Genomic DNA, 17,155 nt, shown 5'->3' on the forward strand with positions numbered 1-17,155 from the left:
CGATGACTGACGCCCTTGCCCGTGTAATCGATGCTGCCTGGGAGGCACGCGACACGCTTTCGACGGATACCAAGGGTGAAGTCCGCGACGCCGTCGATGCCTCGATCAACCTGCTCGACGCGGGCGAAGCACGCGTTGCGACGCGCGGGCCGGATGGCACCTGGACCGTGCACCAGTGGCTGAAGAAAGCCGTGCTCCTGTCGTTTCGGCTGAATGCCAACGGCGCCATCGGCGGCACGCCGGGCGGTGGCAACTGGTGGGACAAGGTGCCGTCGAAATTCGAAGGCTGGGGCGCCACCGAATTCAAGGCCGCCGGCTTCCGCGCCGTGCCGCCGGCTGCCGTGCGCCGCGGCGCCTACATTGCGAAGAACGCGGTCCTGATGCCGTCCTACGTCAACATCGGCGCTTATGTCGGTGAAGGCACGATGGTCGACACCTGGGCCTCGGTCGGCTCCTGCGCGCAGGTCGGCGCCAACTGCCACATCTCCGCCGGCACCGGCATCGGCGGCGTGCTGGAGCCGCTGCAGGCGAACCCCACCATCATCGAAGACAACTGCTTCATCGGCGCGCGTTCGGAAGTCGTCGAAGGCGTTGTCGTGGGCGAAGGCTCGGTCCTCGCGATGGGCGTGTTCATCACTCAGTCGACAAAGATCGTGAACCGCCAGACCGGCGAGATCATCTATGGCAAGGTGCCGCCCTTCTCCGTCATCGTGCCGGGCACACTGCCCGATCCCAAAGGCGGCCCCTCGCTTGCCTGCGCTGTCATCGTCAAGACGGTGGATGCGCAAACCCGCTCCAAGACCGGCGTCAACGAACTCCTGCGCGACTAGGCCTCATGCCCATCGAAGTGCTCGACTGGATCAATGATCCCGGCACGCCCGGCAAGACCGGAGACGACCGCTTCGGGCATGACGCGGCAGCCGGCCGCGCCTGGGTGATTGATGGCGCAACCGACGCAACGGACCTGAAGCCCTTCCCGGGCGAGAGCGGCGCCGCCTGGCTCGCGCAAACCGTGTCGCAGCGCCTGATGGAGGGGCCAGGTGCCGGCGAAGGCGCGAAAGACTATTTCGGCCGTGTGCTGACGGATGTTGCGGCCGATGCTGCTCGCCAGTCGAAGCTGCCGCTTACCAGCTTGCCCGGCGAGGCGTTGCCGATTGCCTCAGCCATGTGGATTCGCCGCATCGCGGACGAATGCGAATTCGTCTGGGCGGGAGACTGTTTCGCGATCGCGCAGACCGGCGCCGGCGGCACGCAGCTCATCGGTACAGCCGAGAAGGCGGGCGACGAAACGCGCGAGGCCGCCCGCATGCTGGCGATGTCGGGAGACGAGCGCTGGCGCACGCTGCAGGCCCAGCGCCGTGCTGCCAATGCGCCCGAGCGCGGACTGATCTCGCTGAACCCGGCTGCCGCCGCGCACCTGCATGTCCGGCGGGTGCAACTTCCGCCCGGCGCGCATGTCCTGCTGATGACCGACGGCTTCTTCCGGTTTGTTGAACCCTACGCACTCGATACGCCCGAAAGCCTGCTGGCCCGCGCCCTGCGGGACGGTCTGGCGACCTCAGTCAGCGCGCTTCGGCAGCACGAGACCGCGCCGCACAGTGTCCGCCTCAAGGCGCGCGACGATGCGGCGGCTGTGCTGGTCAGGTTCTGATTTTGGATCCGGCTATTCGCTCAGTGTAAAGACTGTGTTCTTGTCAAGCGCCGACCACGGCAATTCCGACAGATCAGAGATCCGGCGCGGCACGTAACCAAGCGCTTTCAGGAATTCTGCGAGCTCATGCTTGCCGATCCCGAATCGGCCTTCCCGATTGTCAATTTCGCACAGGATCGCCGGCTTGTGCTGGCGCAGCAGTCCTTCCGCTCCCCGCAACACATCCAGTTCGCCGCCTTCGACATCAATCTTGATCAGCGAAACCGGCGCGCAGTTGATATGCGCCATGATCGTATCGAGCGCATGGAGCGACACAAGCTCTCGCTTGATCTGAAACCTGTTTGCCAGATCGGCTTCGTCGCCGATATGCGCCAGACCTATGCCGATGTTCCGGTTGGATTTGACAGGCACCTTCAGGACCACGAGTCCATCACCTGATCCGTTCGGTGCGCCGAGCGCAAACGGCAGGACAATGATGTTGGCGCGGCGGCGTACGAAGGAAGTGACGGACAGTACCAGTCTGGGCAGCGATTGCGGTTCGAAGGCAATCACGAGGCCGCCTTTTGACAACTCGGCCAGCCGGCGCGTGAAATCACCGACATTGGCGCCCACATCAATGGTCGTGCTCCCGGGCGGGATCAGGCATTGCAGCATGCCCAGTTCCGCTGCGCCGTCGTTCATTTCGGCCCGGACCGGGTGAAACACTGACTTGAATAGTTTTTCGAAGGCGGTCTTTCGCCCGCTCGGCAACAATGCGTCGTCCGCACCGATCATATATAGCTCACCCCTGAGACCGGGCTCACTTCACCTGAAGCTGCGCAAATTGCAACGGTGCTGTTCACTTCGCAGATTTAATTTCGAGTCAGGCTACGGGAGCGGTTCCGCTTGCGACTTCTTCGCAAGCTGCCAGCAGGCGCGCGATGTCCTTGTCGCGCGACAAGCGGTGGTCGCCGTCCTTGACGAGGGTCAACAACAATTGCCCGGTCGTCAGCGCTGACGCGAGCGCCAGCGCGTGGCCCCATGGCACATCAGGGTCCCGCATGCCCTGAAGGATGCGCACCGGGCCATCGAACTCTATGTTGCCGTCGAGGATCGACCAGGCTCGCCCATCCTCGATCAGGGCGCGGGTGATCCGGTAGGGTTCTCCGTAGTCGGACGGACGCAGCGTGAAACCCTCTCCCATGATCTCCGCTTGCTGCGCCGGCGTGAATTCCGGCCACATAAGCTTCTCGGTGAAGTCCGGCGCCGGCGCGATCAACACCAGCCCCTTCACGCGCTGCGGCCGCGCCAGCGCCGCCAGCAGCGCCATCCACCCGCCCATGCTGGATCCGACCAGCACCAACCGGCCGTCCGTTTGCGTATCAATCGCCGCCAGCGCGTCGGCGCGCCAGGCGCTGATCGTTCCATCCTCGAAGGCGCCGTCGGACAGGCCGTGTCCGGAATAGTCGAACAGCAGCGTGCCGTGCCCCGCCGCCTTGGCCCAGGCCTCCACGGCCATCGCCTTGCCGCCGCTCATGTCCGACTTGAAGCCCGACAGCCACACGAACGTCACGCCACCTGCGGGCGCAGCGGTCTTGCGGAAGGCGAGGCGGCGTCCCTCGGGGGAAGTGAAAAAGTCCGTTGTCATGGAGGTTGCCTTCCGCCATCTGTCTCGCCTGTCAAGCGAGTAGGCGGGCCGCGTATTGGGCGAATTACCAGATCTGACCGGGCGAACCATCCTCCAGGTCGCCCCCGAACTTTCGGCGGGCGGCGTGGAACGCACGGTCCTCGAAGTCACCGAGGCGATCGTCGAGGCCGGCGGACGCGCTCTCGTCGCCAGCAAGGGTGGCCGTCTGGAACCGGAGCTCGCGCGCCTGGGCGGCGAGCTGCTGCGCATGGATGCCAAGAGCCGCAACCCGGTGACGATCAAGCTGAACGAAGGCAAGCTTCGCCAGATCATCCGCGAGCAGGGCGTCAGTCTGGTCCATGCTCGCTCGCGTGCCCCGGCCTGGTCCGCCTGGGCCGCGGCCAAGGCGGAAGGCGTGCCCTTCGTCACCACCTATCACGGTGCCTATTCAGGCACGTCCGGCCTCAAGAAGGCTTACAATTCGGTCATGGCGAAGGGCGACCTCGTGATTGCCAATTCGCAATGGATCGCGGCGCATGTTGCAGAGGTCCATGAGATCGACCCCGCCCGCATCGTCACCATCCCGCGGGGGGTCGACCTCGAGGCCTTCGCGCCGGAGGCTGTTGCACCGGCGCGCATCGAGGCGCTGCGCCAGGCCTGGGGCCTTGAGGGCGACGCCCGTCTCGTCTTGCTGCTGCCGGGCCGCCTGACCAGCTGGAAAGGGCAGGGCCTCGCCCTGCAGGCGCTCGGCCTGTTGGCCCCCGAAGAGCGCGCCGGGCTGGTGCTCATTCTCGCCGGCGATGCCCAGGGCCGCGACGACTACGTCTCCGAACTCGAGCACCAGATCGCCGCCCTCGGACTCACGGGATCGGCGCGCATCGTCCCGCACGTTACCGACATGCCCGCCGCCTACCTCGCCGCCGGCCTCGTGCTCGCCCCGTCCACCCGCCCGGAGGCCTTCGGCCGGGTCGCCGCCGAAGCCTCTGCCATGGCCCGGCCGGTGATCGTTTCAGATCATGGCGGCGCGCGCGAAACGGTGGTCGAATACGTCACCGGGACCCGCGCCGAGCCCGGCAGCGCAGCCGCTCTCGCCGGGGCTATCCGGGCCATGCTATCCTTGGGTCCGGTCGCCCGCGCCTCCATGGGCCGCGAGGGCCGCGCCTATGTTGCCAGCCACTTCTCGAAAAGGGGGCTTCAGGCGGCGACGCTTGGCGTCTATAAGCGCTTGCTGGAGTAGGGGAATTTGAGGAATTGACCAGCGCGCGGACGAAAACCTCCAGCCCGGTGAACCCGGGCGCCCAGGCGAAGGAAGTGCTGGTCATCAAGCTCAGCGCGCTCGGCGACTTCGTGCTCGCCCTCGGGGCCATGCGGGCGGTGCGCGAGTTCCATCCTTCCGCCCGCATAACGCTGCTCACCACCCCGCCCTTCGAGGAATTCGCCAAGGTCTGCCCGTATGTCGACGCGGTTGAGACGGATGGCCGGCCGGAAGGCCTGAAGCCAACCGCCGCCCTGATCCAGCGCATCAAGAAGGCCCGCTACGACGTCATCTACGATTTCCAGACCAGCGGACGCACCAAGAACTACTTCACCGCGCTGCAGCGCGGCGGCAAGGCGCCGCTCTGGTCCGGCCACCACGAGAAGGCGGCCTTCTTCCACGACAACCCCGCCCGTGCCTCGATGCACTCGATCGACCGGCTCGCCGAGCAGCTGGAAGTCGCCGGCGTCGCCCCGCAAGGCCGCTGGCTCGGCAAGAGCGCGCCGTTCCCGGATCTCGGCTGGGTGCGCCCCAAGCTCGGCAACACACCGCGCCTGAACCCGGCCTATTTCAATCTCACGCAGCCTTACATGCTGCTGATCCCCGGCGCGTCCGAACACCGTGAGGCCAAGCGCTGGCCAGTGGAGAACTACGCCGCGCTCGCCAAGCGCATCGCTGATACCGGCATCCAGCCGGCCATCATCGGCGGCACCGCCGAAGGCCAGATCGCGCACGAGATCGTCCGGCGCGAACCGCGCGCCAAGAGCCTTGTGACGCGTACGGACCTTTTCCAGATCGTCACGCTTGCCGAAACGGCCGAGTTCGTCGTCGGCAACGATACCGGCCCGATGCATATGGCCACGCTCGCGGGCGCGCCCGGCATCGCGTTGTTCGCGACGACCGAAAGCAATCCCGACCAGTCCGCCCCGCGCGGGCCCAAGCCTGTAATCGTCAACAGCGCTCCGACGCTGCAGGAGCTCAGCGTCGACGACGTGTGGCAATCGATCCGTGCACTGGGTTTCGTGAAAGGCTGACGCCGCGGCCGTTCAGTGCGCGGGCCCGGTCGCCATGTTCACCGGCTTGCGCAGCAGCATGACCGCGCCAAGCACCAGCACGAACGACATCGCCATCCAGAAGAACAGGTTGTTGAACGTCATGATCAGCGCCTCATGCCGCATCCTGAGGACCAGCTGCGCAATCGCGAGACCCTGCGGATCGCTGGCGCCTGCCGCCTCCATCGCTGCGGTCGTGCCGCGCAGGTATTCCTGAACCTCTGGCCGCGACGGGTCCATGCCGGCCGCCAGTTCCTGCTCGTGCAGCGACTTGAAGTGCAGCATCAGCGTGTTCAGCAGCGCAATACCGATGGCGCCGCCGAGATTGCGGATCGAGGTGAATATGCCCGACGCATTCGCCACCAGTTCGGGCTTCAACATGCCGATTGCCAGCGTCGTCGTCGGCACCATCGTCATGATCAGCCCCATGCCGCGCATCACTTGCGGCAGGAACAGCTCGCTGAAGCCGGTCTGTGCGGTCATCTGCGAGTTCAGGAACGTGCCCGTCCCGATCAGCAGCAACCCGGCCGTTACCACATAGCGCGGGTCGAACCGGCGTGTCAGCGCGCCGGCGATGGGCCCGCCAAAGAACATGGCAACGCCCGACACGCTCATGATCTGGCCGATCTGCAGCGACGACAATCCGCGCGCCTGGCCGAGGAACAGAGGCAGGATGTAGATTGAGCCGTAGAGCCCGATCCCCATCACCGCGCCCACGAGCGCGCCTGATGCAAAGTTCCGGTCACGGAACACTTTCAGGTCCACCACAGGCGTGTCGCTGTTCAGCGAGCGATGGAAAAAGATCACCGCCGAGAAGAAGCAGACAATCGTGCCTGCGATGATCTCGCGGCTTTCGAACCAGGATTGTTTCGGGCCCTCCTCGACCACCCATTCCAGCGACCCGAGCATCAGGGCCATGCCGGCGAGGCTCAGCAGGTCGATGCGCTTCAGCAGCGCGAGGTCGCCATTCTTGCGCGGGATGAACATGTAGACGAGCACCAGCGAGGCGATGCCCGGCAGCACGTTGAGCAGGAACAGCCAGTGCCAGCTCATGTGTTCGGTCACCCAGCCGCCCAGCGTCGGCCCGATGGACGGTGCCAGTGTCGCCACCATCCCGACCATCACCTGCTGCGTCATCGACCGGCCGCCGGGGAACAGCGTGAACGCCGCCGCCATCGTCGTCGGCACCATGGCCGCGCCGATGAAGCCCTGCAGGCAGCGGAACACGATCAGCGATTGCAGGTCCCACGACACGGCGCAGAGTACGCTCGCTGCCGTGAACCCGGCGGCCGACATCAGGAACAGCCGCCGCATGCCGAACACGCGGTTGAGGAAACCGGACAGGGGAATGCCGACGACTTCGGCAATCAGGTAGGCGGTCTGCACCCAGGCGATCTCGTCGCCGCTGGCCGACACGCCGGCCTGGATTTCGTGGATGGAGCTGGCAACGATCTGCACGTCGAGGATCGACATGAACATGCCGATCACCATCGCGAAGAAGCCGATGTGAAGTGTGATCGGAACCTTCTGGTCCGCGTCCGTGCCAGGCACGGCGCCTGAGACGGACGTCGCGTCGCTCATGTCAGCCGCGCGCCGGCTTGACCGAAACGGTCGCTTCGACCGACAGGCCGGGCCGCATTAGGCCGGTCTCGAGCGCATCCGGCGACAGGGCAATGCGCACCGGAATGCGTTGCACGATCTTGGTGAAGTTGCCGGTCGCGGTGTCCTGCGGGATCAGGCTGAATTGCGCGCCGGAGGCTGGCGCAATCGAATCGACCGTGCCGTGCACCTTCAGGCCGCGATAGGCATCGACCGTCAGTTCAACCGGCTGACCCGCATGCATGCGCGCCACCTGCGTCTCCTTGAAGTTTGCCACCACATAGGCCTTCTCGACCGGCACGATCGCCATCGTCTGCTGGCCGGGGTTCAGCAACTGGCCTTCCGACACCGTCTTGTTCGCGACGATCCCGGCAATCGGCGCGCGGATTTCGGCGCGGTTGGTGTCCAGCTTGGCAGACGCCACGCGCGCCTCGGCAGCCGCGACACGTGCATCGGCGCTCGAAACGGCGGCTTCAGCCGCCATCACATCGCTCTCCGCGCGGCTGATGCCGGCGCGGGCGAGCGCAATCTGGCTGCGCTGTGAAACGACGGCGGCACTGGCCTGGTCGAGCGCCGCTTTTGCGGCCTCGGTCTGGGTTTCTGCGGTCGTTACGCGCGCCTGCGGATAGTGGCCCTTGGCGGCTAGGTCGCGGTCACGCTCAAGTTCGTCCTGCGCCAGCTTGGCATCCGCCGCTGCGGCTTCCTTACCTGCCGCAAATTCATTCAGCTTGTTGGACTGAGCCTGCAGCTGCGTCTGCGCCGAGACGAGCAGGTTGCGCTGGGCCGCCAGCTGGGCCCGCGCCTGCGCCGCATCGGATTTCGCCTGGGCCAGCGCGGCTTCGGCCTCGGCGAGTTTCGCCGCACCGTCCGCATTCTCGAGCACGATCAGCAAGTCACCCGCCCTCACGGCCTGGTTGTCGGTGACCGCGATCTTGGAGACATATCCCTGGATACGCGGCGAGATCGACGTGATCTCGGCGCGCACATAGGCGTTGTTGGTGCTCACTTCGAAGCGTCCGGTCGTCCACCAGTCGATGGCTTTCCAGAGGGCGAAGATGGCCAGCAGGGCGCCCAGCGCCATCAGCAACGTCCGGCGGTCAGGCCGGTACGATCCAATGGCAGCCAGGACCGGGGAGGAAGCGGTCTCAGCGGGCGCCGCTGCCGGCTCATTCGTGGTTTCGGTGGGGGGCTCGACCGGCTGCCGGTTCAACATTTTTATGTTAGGGGCGTGTTTCACGGGGAGGCTCCACCACTCGTACGAGGGCTTGTAATTCTGATTACACTTAGCTAGTAAAAGTGTAATGTCAATTACTGGAAGGCGGAAATGTCTAAACAGCCTGTTCACACGCTTGAGTCGGCGCCTGAGCCGCCGAAAAGCCGGGGCGACCTGCGGCGCGAAGCCTTCCTGAAGGCGGCGCTCGAGGTGTTCCTCGAGCAGGGCTATGACGCCGCCAGCATGGCCGAAATTGTCAACCGCGCCGGCGGGTCGCTCACCACGCTCTACAACCAGTTTGGCGACAAGCAGGGCCTCTTCCTCGCCATGATCCGCGAGCGCACCCAGTCGCTGTCAGACTCCATGATGGTGGAGTTGTCCGCCCACACCCCGATCGAAAGCGGTTTGACCCGCATCGCGGAACAGTTCGTCACCAAGCTGCTCGAGCCGCAATCGCTGGAGCTCTACCGCCTGCTGATCGGCCTCGGCGCCAAGCACGGCGAAGTCGCGGTCGCTTTCCAGAAGGCCGGGCCGGACCGGGTCAGCTCGGCGCTCGCGCAATACCTCGCCGACCGCGCGGCCGCTGGCGAGATCCAGCTCGAGGACCCGTTCGAGGCTGCCTACCTGTTCATCTCGCTCGCCCGCTCGGGCCTCGTCACGCGCGCCTTGCTCAATCCGGAGTTCCGTCCGGGACCGGACGAAGTGAAGGTGTCGGTGCGCACCGCCGTCAACATCTTCCTCTACGGCTTGCAGCCGCGCTAGTTCGCGCAGAACCAGCATTCCTCCGACTGCCCCATCGCGCCGATCGGGCTGCCCGGCGGGGCCTCAGGCACGGCCCGGGCAATCGGTGGCGCGAGCTCCGCGCCCGACAGGTGCCGCGTGATCTGCGCGCCGAGCGCAGCCAGGTGCGCTGCCTCCTCATCCGTCCGTGAGCGGTCTTTCTTGGCAAAGCGGTCGCGCATGGCCGCAAGTTTCGCGTCGACCACCGCGCCGACCCCGGGAGAGGCCATCTCGCTGCGGGCGAGCGAGATCATCTGCGCCACGAGGCGCGCCTGCACGATCCGGGCAAGCGGTGCCAGCCGCGCATCGCCGGCGGGCGCGAACACGCCTTCGTCCAGCGTATCCAGCACCTCGCGCAGGCCCATCGCCGCGCTGCTGCGCTGCGCATAGGCCATCACCCGGTTGGCGCGCGACGGCTCCAGCACCGCGCCGAGCGTCAGCGACGCGGCGGTATCGGCCGCTACCGCCAGGTCGAACACCGGCCCCGTCTGGCCGGGGAACACTTCCTGCTCAACGCCGCCGCCCGCATAGCCGACATCGCCCGGCGTCAGGACGTTCAGCACCCGGTCGGGCAGGTCCAGATCGCCCGGCGCAAGCGTGCGCACCAATGCCGCCAGCGCGCGCCGCTGCTCGTCCGGCGCCACCGGCCGGGCGGCCGCGTCACCATCCCCGGTCACCGCGTACCGGAAATCCAGCCCGCCGATGAACTTCGCCGCTGCCTCCACCTGGTAGCGGTGGTAAAGATAGATCGGCACGATTACCGCATTCAGGTCCGAGGTCGGCCGGCCCTTAGCGAGCGCGCCCGGCCCGAAATTCTTCAGCGCAATGCGCCGCACCGCCATCGTCTCGTCGAGCGCCGCCACGGGGTCCGCGCCATTGTCCCACACCGATCCGAACGGATGGCCGGTCTCCACCGAGCGCGCGTGATCGTCCGAGACGAAGCGCAGGCCGGCGCCATACGCCGCGTCCACCATCGCATCCAGCGCCGCGCGGTCATCGCCGCCGCCCGGGAACTCCGTGTACAGCCATTTCACCGTGAACAGGTCCCAGGCGCCGAGGCCCACGCCGTACGCATCGGAGAAATCCAGCGTGCCGTCCGCCTTCGGGTGCACCCACGGGGCAGGGTAGTCCATCACCGAGGCGCGCCCGTTTGTGCTCGCCGCAAAATTGTGTGCAAAGCCCAGCGTATGGCCCACTTCGTGCGCGGCCAGCTGGCGGATGCGCGCCAGCGACACCGTGATCGGATCGTCCGCGCTGCCGGTACCCGTCGCACCGGCGCCGACCAGCCCCTCGAAGATCATCCGGTCCTGGCGCACACGCTGCGAGCCGAGGATGACGTTCGCCTTCAGGATTTCGCCCGTGCGGGGGTCCTGCACGCTTCCGCCATACGACCAGCCGCGCGTCTGCCGGTGCACCCAGTTGATCACATTATAGCGTACGTCCAGCGGATGCGCGTCCTCCGGCAGCACTTCCACCCGGTAGGCATTCTCGAAGCCCGCCGCCTCGAACCCCTTCGCCCACCAGCTCGCGCCCTCGATCAGCGCATCGCGGATTTCCGGCGGCGCGCCATTGTCGACATAGAACACGATCGGCTTCGTGACCGGGCCGGACGTGGCCGCCGGGTCGACCCGCTGCAGGCGGAAGCGCGGCGCCAGCCGAGACACGATGGAATCGCCCAACGGATTGGAGAAGTCGTAGTACCCCATTCCGATACTGGCCGTACGCTGATCAAATTCGCGCGGCGTATAGCCTTCCTCGGGCAGGCGCACGAATGAATGGTGCAGCACCAGCGTCACCGCGCGGGCGTCGGCCGCGGTCGCCCGCGTCTGTGCGTTCGGCCGCGATGTCTCGAAAGTCAGGAATGCATCGATCTCGCTATTGTCAGGAAACGACAATACGCTGGCCGGATCCGGCAGCGACCGGTCGGCGGCGAGGCTGTAGCTGCCGGCGTCCTTGCCGAAGGCCATCGCCGCGCCCAGGTCAGCCGCGTCACGCGTCAGGAACCCGGTCAGGTCCACCAGCAGGCGGCCGTCTGCGCCCTTCGCCTCGATGCCGGTCGACCAGAGGAACGAGGTCGCAAAGCTCTGCTTGACGGATTTCTCTTCAGCGGCCCGGCCCGACGAGGCCCGGTAGCGCCAGTTCTCCTGCTCCGCGATCACCCGGTCGCCGATTTTCCGGAAGCGGACGATGTCGCCGCCCGAGGCATTACCCCGGTCAAGCCCGATCGGATTGGACCCCAGCCCGGCCGTCAGCCCGGTCGTGTAGATGAACCGCACGCTCACCCCGTCCGCGCCGGGCGCGGGCAGGGCGGCATAAACATGGGCGGTGTCGGGGTCGACATAGAGGTCAAGGAAGCCGGGCACGGCCTGCAGCCCCTCGACCCGCTCGGCCAGTGACTTCGGCCTCGCCGCCTCGTCCTTCGCCAGGGCGGCCGGGCTGAGCCACAGGCAAACTGCAGCAAGGATTGCGAAAAGTCTCATGGCCGGCCCCCGGAAATGCTGTAAAGCGCCTACCAAAGCCCATCCCTCGCCGAAGGGCAACGCAGGCTGGCCCGAGATTGCCGGTTGCCTTGCCGCGCGGCCCGCGCCAAAGCATCCCGCCTTGAAGATGCGCCCAAACACGGGCATATTCACGCCGCTATCAACAATCCCAGGAGACGTCCCATAGCTCGCAGACCAGAAGCCGAAGCCCCCGCCAAAAAGCAGGTCGGCCCCCGTATCAATGAAGAGATCCGCGCCGTTCGCGTGCTGCTGATCGACGAAAAGGGCGAAAAGCAGGGCGTCATGCCCCTCGCCGCTGCGCTGGATGCCGCGCGCGAAGCCTCTCTCGACCTTGTGGAAGTTTCCGGCGACCAGGAAGTGCCGGTCGTCAAGATTCTCGATTACGGCAAGCTGCGTTTCGAGGAACGCAAGAAGAAGGCCGCCGCCCGGAAGAAGCAGAAGTCGTCCGAGCTGAAGGAAATCAAGATCCGGCCGAACATCGACACGCACGATTACGAAGTGAAGGCCCGCGCCATCACCCGCTTCTTTGAAGAGGGCGACAAGGTGAAGATCACGCTGCGCTTCCGTGGCCGTGAGATGGCTCACCAGCATCTCGGCATGGAACTGCTCGAGAAGATGAAGACGGACTTTGCCGAAGCCGCGAAAGTGGAACTCGAGCCCAAGCTCGAAGGCAAGCAGATGACGATGGTGCTGGCGCCGCGTTGAGCGCATCCGCTGACCAGACACGAAACCCCGGCCTCCGCGCCGGGGTTTTTGTTTGCCGGACGCCGCGTCACCTCCGCAATTCGACAGGTGCCTCCTGACCGATCCGGTGCCATAGGTGCGCCCGGCAAAAGCGGACAAGAGGCGAGCGCGGCATGGCATACCCCGATCAGGCAAAGGCAATCGAGATCGGCGAGCGCGTCGAGCGGTTCGTGCGCGACGTCGTTGCAACTTACGAACGCGATCCCCGCCTCGAAGACCACGGCCCCTCGCCGGACCTCGTGAAGGAACTGCGCACCAAGGCCCGCGCGGCCGGCGTGATGACGCCTCACATCCTCGCCGATGGCAGCCACCTCACCCAGCGCGCCACCGCGCACGTCCTGAAGAAATCCGGCCTCTCGCCGCTCGGCCCCGTCGCCTGCAACACCGGCGCGCCGGACGAAGGCAACATGTTCCTGCTCGGCAAGGTCGCCACCGATGCCCAGCGCGCCCGCTTCCTCGAGCCGCTCGTCTCCGGCGAAGCGCGCTCCGCCTTCTTCATGACCGAGCCCGCCGAAGAAGACGGCGCCGGCTCTGATCCCTCGATGATGAAGACGACCGCTGTCCGCGACGGCGATCATTGGGTCATCAATGGCCGCAAGACCTTCATCACCGGCGCAGACGGCGCCGGCGTCGGCATCGTCATGGCAAAGGCTGAGGAGGGCGCCTGCATGTTCCTCGTCGAGCTGCCGAACCCCGCCATCAAGATCGAGTTCCTGCTCGACACGATCGATTCCTCCATGCCCGGCGGCCATGCACAGGTGCTGATCGATAACCTCCGCGTGCCCGCCGCCGACATGCTCGGCAAGCCGGGGAAGGGGTTCCGCTTCGCGCAGATCCGCCTAGCGCCCGCGCGCCTCTCGCACTGCATGCGCTGGCACGGCGTCGCCACCCGCGCGCAGGAAATCGCCACGGCCTATGCATGCAAGCGCCACGCTTTCGGCAAGCTGCTGATCGACCATGAAGGCGTCGGTTTCATGCTCGCCGAAAACCAGATCGACCTCAAACAGGCCGAGCTGATGATCGACTGGTGCGCCGACGCGCTCGACCGCGGCGAGAATGGAAACGTCGAAAGCTCGATGGCGAAAGTCGCCGTCTCCGAGGCGCTGTTCCGCGTGGCCGACCGCTGCGTGCAGGTGATGGGCGGCCAGGGCGTCACCCGCAACACCATCGTCGAGCAACTCTTCCGCGAAGTCCGCGCCTTCCGAATCTATGACGGCCCCACCGAGGTCCACAAATGGTCCCTCGCCAAGAAGATCAAGAAAGAGACGCTCGGCCATTGACCCGCTACGCCTTCATCCTCCCCCGCTTGCGGGGGAGGTGGCTGCGAAGCAGACGGAGGGGGCTGGCGAAATGGAACGCCCCCCTTACTTCTTCCCCTTCTTCGCCATCAGCGGCGCGCGCAGCGCCTCATAGCGGGCAAACAGGAACTCCACCCGCTCGCGCTCGCTCTCGAAAGGTTTCTTCCGGTAGAGCCGATCCACCGCCAGGTCATTCGCCCGGTGCGCCTTGCGCAGGTCCGGCGGCATGGCATCGGGATCATACAGATCCGCCAGCGTCGCGCCAGGATGGTTCGCGCGCGCATCAAGGATGTCTTGCCCGGCTTTATTGAGCAGCGCCTTCGCCTTGTCGTCGAGGTCGGGCCAGGGGAAAGTGTTGTAAACGACGCCTACGGAGTACATGTAGTCTGATTTCATGCGTCCGGTTACCGCCCGCATCCAAGCCATGTGCATGCTGCTTTGCAACGTGCTGAAATGAAAAAGCTCTGCGTGCTCTGTCACTTTCAATTTGTTTGATGGAATGATTGGCGGTTTTAACCAGCCGAAAGGAGCATACTGTCGTCGCTCTGAACTAACTTCTGGCAAAGCAAGGAATGGCGTGGTCGGAATAACTGTTACGTGAAACTGAGTTGGTGTTTGGGCCAATGCAGCAGACGAAATGCCGGGCTCTTGCTTGTTGTTCGACGATCTTTGCTTATGCCCAATCTCTCCCAGTCGATAGCGCCGCACCAATGCTACGCGCTCTTTTACCTTTGGGGCGTCACGTAGTTCGGCTGGTTCAATGTCTTGGAGCGCTAATATCCATCGGGACTTGCCTTGCAAAAATTCTTGCGCACCGACGTATGGCCGAACCATTCGGCTCTTTTGCAACTCTGATAGATTGAGCGATTCTATTTCTGACTCATTTTCGAGAATCAGATATCCACCGTCGATCGGTTTAGAGCCAATAATGACTTTTGGCGCTTCGCAAATTGGGGCATTCGTCTCCGCGATAACCACTTGCCTATTCGTCTTGCTTGAAAGTCCGACGAGGTAGGCACTGATCGCAACGTGTTCCGTTTCCCCTGGCTCACCATTGACATCTGAATAGGAGAACAGTCGTTTCACTTCTGGTTCGTCCAACTGCTTCGTCAGCCCAAGGACCACCACATGAACATGCGCCTTGCCGCGCGCGTCCGATCCCCATGCGAAGGTCCGATGCGCAAATGCAATCTCAAGTCCAAAGCGCTCGAAGAGTAGCGGCCAGAGTTGCGCCACCTGTTCGCCCTGCGTGATCGAATTGGTGGCGACGAAAGCAATGCCTCTTGGGCGTGGCGCGGCATTCACGAACTCGCCCGCCTTCAGGAACCATGCCGCCACGAAATCCAGTGTGCCCCCGCTGCCGCCCAGCCGCGCGGTGTCGCGCACTTGTTCGCGTTGTAGCTGTGACTGCATTTTCGCGCCGATAAACGGCGGATTCCCCATCACATAGTCGCACTTGTCCGGCGCAATAACATCCGCCCACTCAAGTTCCAGCGCATCCCCGTGCACGATATTGGCGGATTTCTTCAGCGGAATGCGGGCGTAGTTCTGGCCGAAGGTGCGGCTCAATTCATTGTTCATAATGTGGTCCATCATCCACATCGCGGCACTGGCGATTTCCGCCGGAAATTCACCGATCTCAATTCCATGAAATTGGTCCACATCCACCTTGGACAGGCTGGCTGCGCTAAATTGGTAGTCGGAGCGCGTCAATCCGGGGCGGTTAAACACGTCAGTATACAGCGCTTTTACCAACTCAATTTCGAGAAGCCGTAGTTCGCGGTAAGCAATGATCAGGAAATTTCCGCACCCGCACGCGGGATCGAGGAAGTTCAGCGATGCAAGCCGCGACTGGAAGGCAAGCAATTCTGCGTCCCGTCCGCGCTTGAGATTGTTGATCCGAGCGAACTCCGCCCGCAGCCCGTCCATGAACAGCGGGTTGATCACTTTCAAAATGTTCTTCTCGGTCGTGTAATGCGCGCCCGCCTTGCGGCGCTCTTCCTTGTTCATCACCGACTGGAACAGGCTGCCGAAAATCGCCGGGCTGATCGGCGACCAATCAAACCGGCTGGACGCCAGAAGCGCCTCCCGCATTTCGGCATTGAACGCGGGTATCCGGGTTGCGCCCTTGAATAGGTCGCCGTTCACATAGGGGAAGGCAGCTAGGTCCTCGTCCAGCAGCGCGCCGCGCGCGTCTTCCGGCGTATCCAGCGTCTGGAACAGTTCGGCGAGCTTGGCGCCAAGATCGTGGCCGTCGTCTGCCGTCCGTTCTTCCAGCCAGTCGAGGAAAAGGTTCCTCGGCTGGAACACGCCTGTATCGTCCGCAAACAGGCAGAACACGATCCGCACAAGGAACTTCTCAAGGTCGGTGCCCTTGAAGCCGGCCTCTTCCAGCTTGTCATGCAGCTCGCCCACCAGTTCGGCGGCGCGGACGTTGACCGGGTCCTGGTCCTTGAAGGCAACTTTCTGCACGCCCATGATGAAGCCGAAGCGCTCCACATGATCGGGCAGGTCCTCCAGCTTGAAGCTTACAGAGGTGCGCTCCGAAAGGTCGTGCAGGTCAAAGGTCTGGAAGTCGCAGGCGAGGAGGTAGCGCGGTCGCTCGTTCTCTTTCAGTGTCAGGAAGTAGTCTTCAGCCTGCACACGCGCTGCTGACAGGTTTCGTCCTGCACTTTTCTGCTCCACCAGCAGCACCTGCGGCCAGAACAGGTCGATGAAGCCGGTATTGCCGGACAGCTTCTGCACGCGCCGCTCGTACACGGCGACGGAGCGTCGCTTCACGCCGAAAATCTGGAAGAAGGCATTGTAAAAAGTCTGGGTGCCGCCCTTTTCGTAGGTCTCATCCGCAAACTCGCGCGCGAAATTTGCCGCCCGCGCCCGAATTTCATTCCAGCTCAGTCGCAAGGTCGCTCGCTCCAGTTTGGCGTCTGACACCTGCTTGCGCGATCACCCTTGCGTTGGCAACCGTCCCACTCAAACCTCCAATGCCCCCAGCGACCCACATCACCCCCGGGACGTCGTCGGGCCCGGTTTCCCGGGTCCGCAAATCTACCTCAGCCTTCATCGCACCAAAATTTCAGACCAGCACTCAAGTGAGTGAACAAGCGCACAATTATTCTTGTAACCCGCAGCGCGTTCCCGGACGCGCATACTGCGGTGGAAGCCGACGCTTACCGTGCCGCCGCCGAGGAGGCAGAAGCCCGCCTGAAGGCCATTTTCAGGCCTTGAGAGGTGCTTCCTTGAATTCCCCCGACACGCGAAAACACTCCATCCTCTACACCCGATTTCTGGAGTAGTTGTGGAGTGTGTCAGGGCCGGTTTTCCACAGGCGCGCGGCCCGCATCAGCACCCCCCTTGATTCCTGCGCGCCGCTCCGTCATAAGCCGCCTCTTGCCGGACTCCGGGGCGACGGCATTGCCCCCAGTCCGTGTATTCCGGGCCGCCAGAACTGGTGTG

At 64.5% G+C, this 17,155-nt stretch carries 13 protein-coding genes; 7 read left to right on the forward strand and 6 right to left on the reverse strand.

Annotated elements, in window-relative coordinates; all coding sequences use genetic code 11:
• The first annotated feature begins 2 nt into the window (after window positions 1-2).
• Both dapD and IPK75_08200 read left to right on the forward strand, forming a co-directional pair.
• Complete coding sequence (gene dapD, locus IPK75_08195; GenBank protein ID MBK8198337.1) at window positions 3-830, forward strand: 2,3,4,5-tetrahydropyridine-2,6-dicarboxylate N-succinyltransferase; 828 nt, start codon at window positions 3-5, stop codon at window positions 828-830.
• Window positions 831-835: 5 nt separating this feature from the next.
• A complete protein-coding gene (locus tag IPK75_08200; protein MBK8198338.1) occupies window positions 836-1,651 on the forward strand; it encodes a protein phosphatase 2C domain-containing protein in 816 nt (271 codons plus the stop codon).
• A 12-nt stretch (window positions 1,652-1,663) separates the two neighbouring features.
• On the opposite strand, the gene IPK75_08205 is transcribed toward IPK75_08200, so the two are convergent.
• Together IPK75_08205 and IPK75_08210 are read right to left on the reverse strand one after the other, a co-directional pair.
• Complete coding sequence (locus IPK75_08205) at window positions 1,664-2,425, reverse strand: FkbM family methyltransferase (protein MBK8198339.1); 762 nt, start codon at window positions 2,423-2,425, stop codon at window positions 1,664-1,666.
• A gap of 88 nt (window positions 2,426-2,513) precedes the next feature.
• The gene (locus tag IPK75_08210) at window positions 2,514-3,278 is read right to left on the reverse strand and encodes an alpha/beta hydrolase (protein ID MBK8198340.1); all 765 of its coding nucleotides are present in this window, start codon (window positions 3,276-3,278) and stop codon (window positions 2,514-2,516) included.
• Window positions 3,279-3,351: 73 nt separating this feature from the next.
• Here IPK75_08210 and IPK75_08215 point away from each other — a divergent pair, with 73 nt between their 5' ends.
• Window positions 3,352-4,494: a glycosyltransferase gene (locus tag IPK75_08215; GenBank protein ID MBK8198341.1), complete on the forward strand. Its 1,143-nt coding sequence runs from the start codon at window positions 3,352-3,354 to the stop codon at window positions 4,492-4,494.
• 47 nt (window positions 4,495-4,541) lie between these two features.
• Window positions 4,542-5,546 (forward strand): glycosyltransferase family 9 protein, encoded by a 1,005-nt coding sequence (locus tag IPK75_08220; protein MBK8198342.1) that lies wholly within the window; start codon window positions 4,542-4,544, stop codon window positions 5,544-5,546.
• A 12-nt stretch (window positions 5,547-5,558) separates the two neighbouring features.
• Here IPK75_08220 and IPK75_08225 read toward each other — a convergent pair whose 3' ends face one another.
• Both IPK75_08225 and IPK75_08230 read right to left on the reverse strand, forming a co-directional pair.
• The gene (locus tag IPK75_08225) at window positions 5,559-7,145 is read right to left on the reverse strand and encodes a DHA2 family efflux MFS transporter permease subunit (GenBank protein ID MBK8198343.1); all 1,587 of its coding nucleotides are present in this window, start codon (window positions 7,143-7,145) and stop codon (window positions 5,559-5,561) included.
• A 1-nt stretch (window position 7,146) separates the two neighbouring features.
• Window positions 7,147-8,376 carry an HlyD family secretion protein gene (locus tag IPK75_08230; protein ID MBK8198344.1) on the reverse strand — a complete coding sequence of 410 codons (1,230 nt, stop codon included), beginning with the start codon at window positions 8,374-8,376 and terminating at the stop codon, window positions 7,147-7,149.
• A 111-nt stretch (window positions 8,377-8,487) separates the two neighbouring features.
• Here IPK75_08230 and IPK75_08235 point away from each other — a divergent pair, with 111 nt between their 5' ends.
• On the forward strand, window positions 8,488-9,138 hold the full coding sequence (locus IPK75_08235; GenBank protein ID MBK8198345.1) for a TetR/AcrR family transcriptional regulator: 651 nt from the start codon (window positions 8,488-8,490) through the stop codon (window positions 9,136-9,138).
• On the opposite strand, the gene IPK75_08240 is transcribed toward IPK75_08235, so the two are convergent.
• Window positions 9,135-11,636 carry a zinc-dependent metalloprotease gene (locus IPK75_08240; GenBank protein MBK8198346.1) on the reverse strand — a complete coding sequence of 834 codons (2,502 nt, stop codon included), beginning with the start codon at window positions 11,634-11,636 and terminating at the stop codon, window positions 9,135-9,137. The two genes, IPK75_08235 and IPK75_08240, sit on opposite strands and share 4 nt — an antisense overlap.
• A 183-nt stretch (window positions 11,637-11,819) precedes the next feature.
• Here IPK75_08240 and IPK75_08245 point away from each other — a divergent pair, with 183 nt between their 5' ends.
• Complete coding sequence (locus IPK75_08245; GenBank protein MBK8198347.1) at window positions 11,820-12,362, forward strand: translation initiation factor IF-3; 543 nt, start codon at window positions 11,820-11,822, stop codon at window positions 12,360-12,362.
• 152 nt (window positions 12,363-12,514) lie between these two features.
• Window positions 12,515-13,681: an acyl-CoA dehydrogenase gene (locus IPK75_08250; GenBank protein MBK8198348.1), complete on the forward strand. Its 1,167-nt coding sequence runs from the start codon at window positions 12,515-12,517 to the stop codon at window positions 13,679-13,681.
• Between the two features lie 84 nt (window positions 13,682-13,765).
• Here IPK75_08250 and IPK75_08255 read toward each other — a convergent pair whose 3' ends face one another.
• Entirely contained in the window at window positions 13,766-16,603 is a 2,838-nt protein-coding gene (locus IPK75_08255; protein MBK8198349.1) for a class I SAM-dependent DNA methyltransferase, read from the reverse strand.
• Window positions 16,604-17,155 lie beyond the last annotated feature (552 nt).

This window comes from Acidobacteriota bacterium (assembly GCA_016712445.1).
Lineage (GTDB): Bacteria > Pseudomonadota > Alphaproteobacteria > Caulobacterales > Hyphomonadaceae > Hyphomonas.

What these genes read in the sequence shown, in the direction of transcription:
- dapD (MBK8198337.1), top strand. Translation starts at nt 3, where the DNA reads ATGACTGACGCCCTTGCCCGTGTAATCGATGCTGCCTGGGAGGCACGC.
- IPK75_08200 (MBK8198338.1), top strand. Translation starts at nt 836, where the DNA reads ATGCCCATCGAAGTGCTCGACTGGATCAATGATCCCGGCACGCCCGGC.
- IPK75_08235 (MBK8198345.1), top strand. Translation starts at nt 8,488, where the DNA reads ATGTCTAAACAGCCTGTTCACACGCTTGAGTCGGCGCCTGAGCCGCCG.
- IPK75_08210 (MBK8198340.1), bottom strand. Translation starts at nt 3,278, where the DNA reads ATGACAACGGACTTTTTCACTTCCCCCGAGGGACGCCGCCTCGCCTTC.
- IPK75_08230 (MBK8198344.1), bottom strand. Translation starts at nt 8,376, where the DNA reads ATGTTGAACCGGCAGCCGGTCGAGCCCCCCACCGAAACCACGAATGAG.
- IPK75_08205 (MBK8198339.1), bottom strand. Translation starts at nt 2,425, where the DNA reads ATGATCGGTGCGGACGACGCATTGTTGCCGAGCGGGCGAAAGACCGCC.
- IPK75_08240 (MBK8198346.1), bottom strand. Translation starts at nt 11,636, where the DNA reads ATGAGACTTTTCGCAATCCTTGCTGCAGTTTGCCTGTGGCTCAGCCCG.
- IPK75_08225 (MBK8198343.1), bottom strand. Translation starts at nt 7,145, where the DNA reads ATGAGCGACGCGACGTCCGTCTCAGGCGCCGTGCCTGGCACGGACGCG.
- IPK75_08250 (MBK8198348.1), top strand. Translation starts at nt 12,515, where the DNA reads ATGGCATACCCCGATCAGGCAAAGGCAATCGAGATCGGCGAGCGCGTC.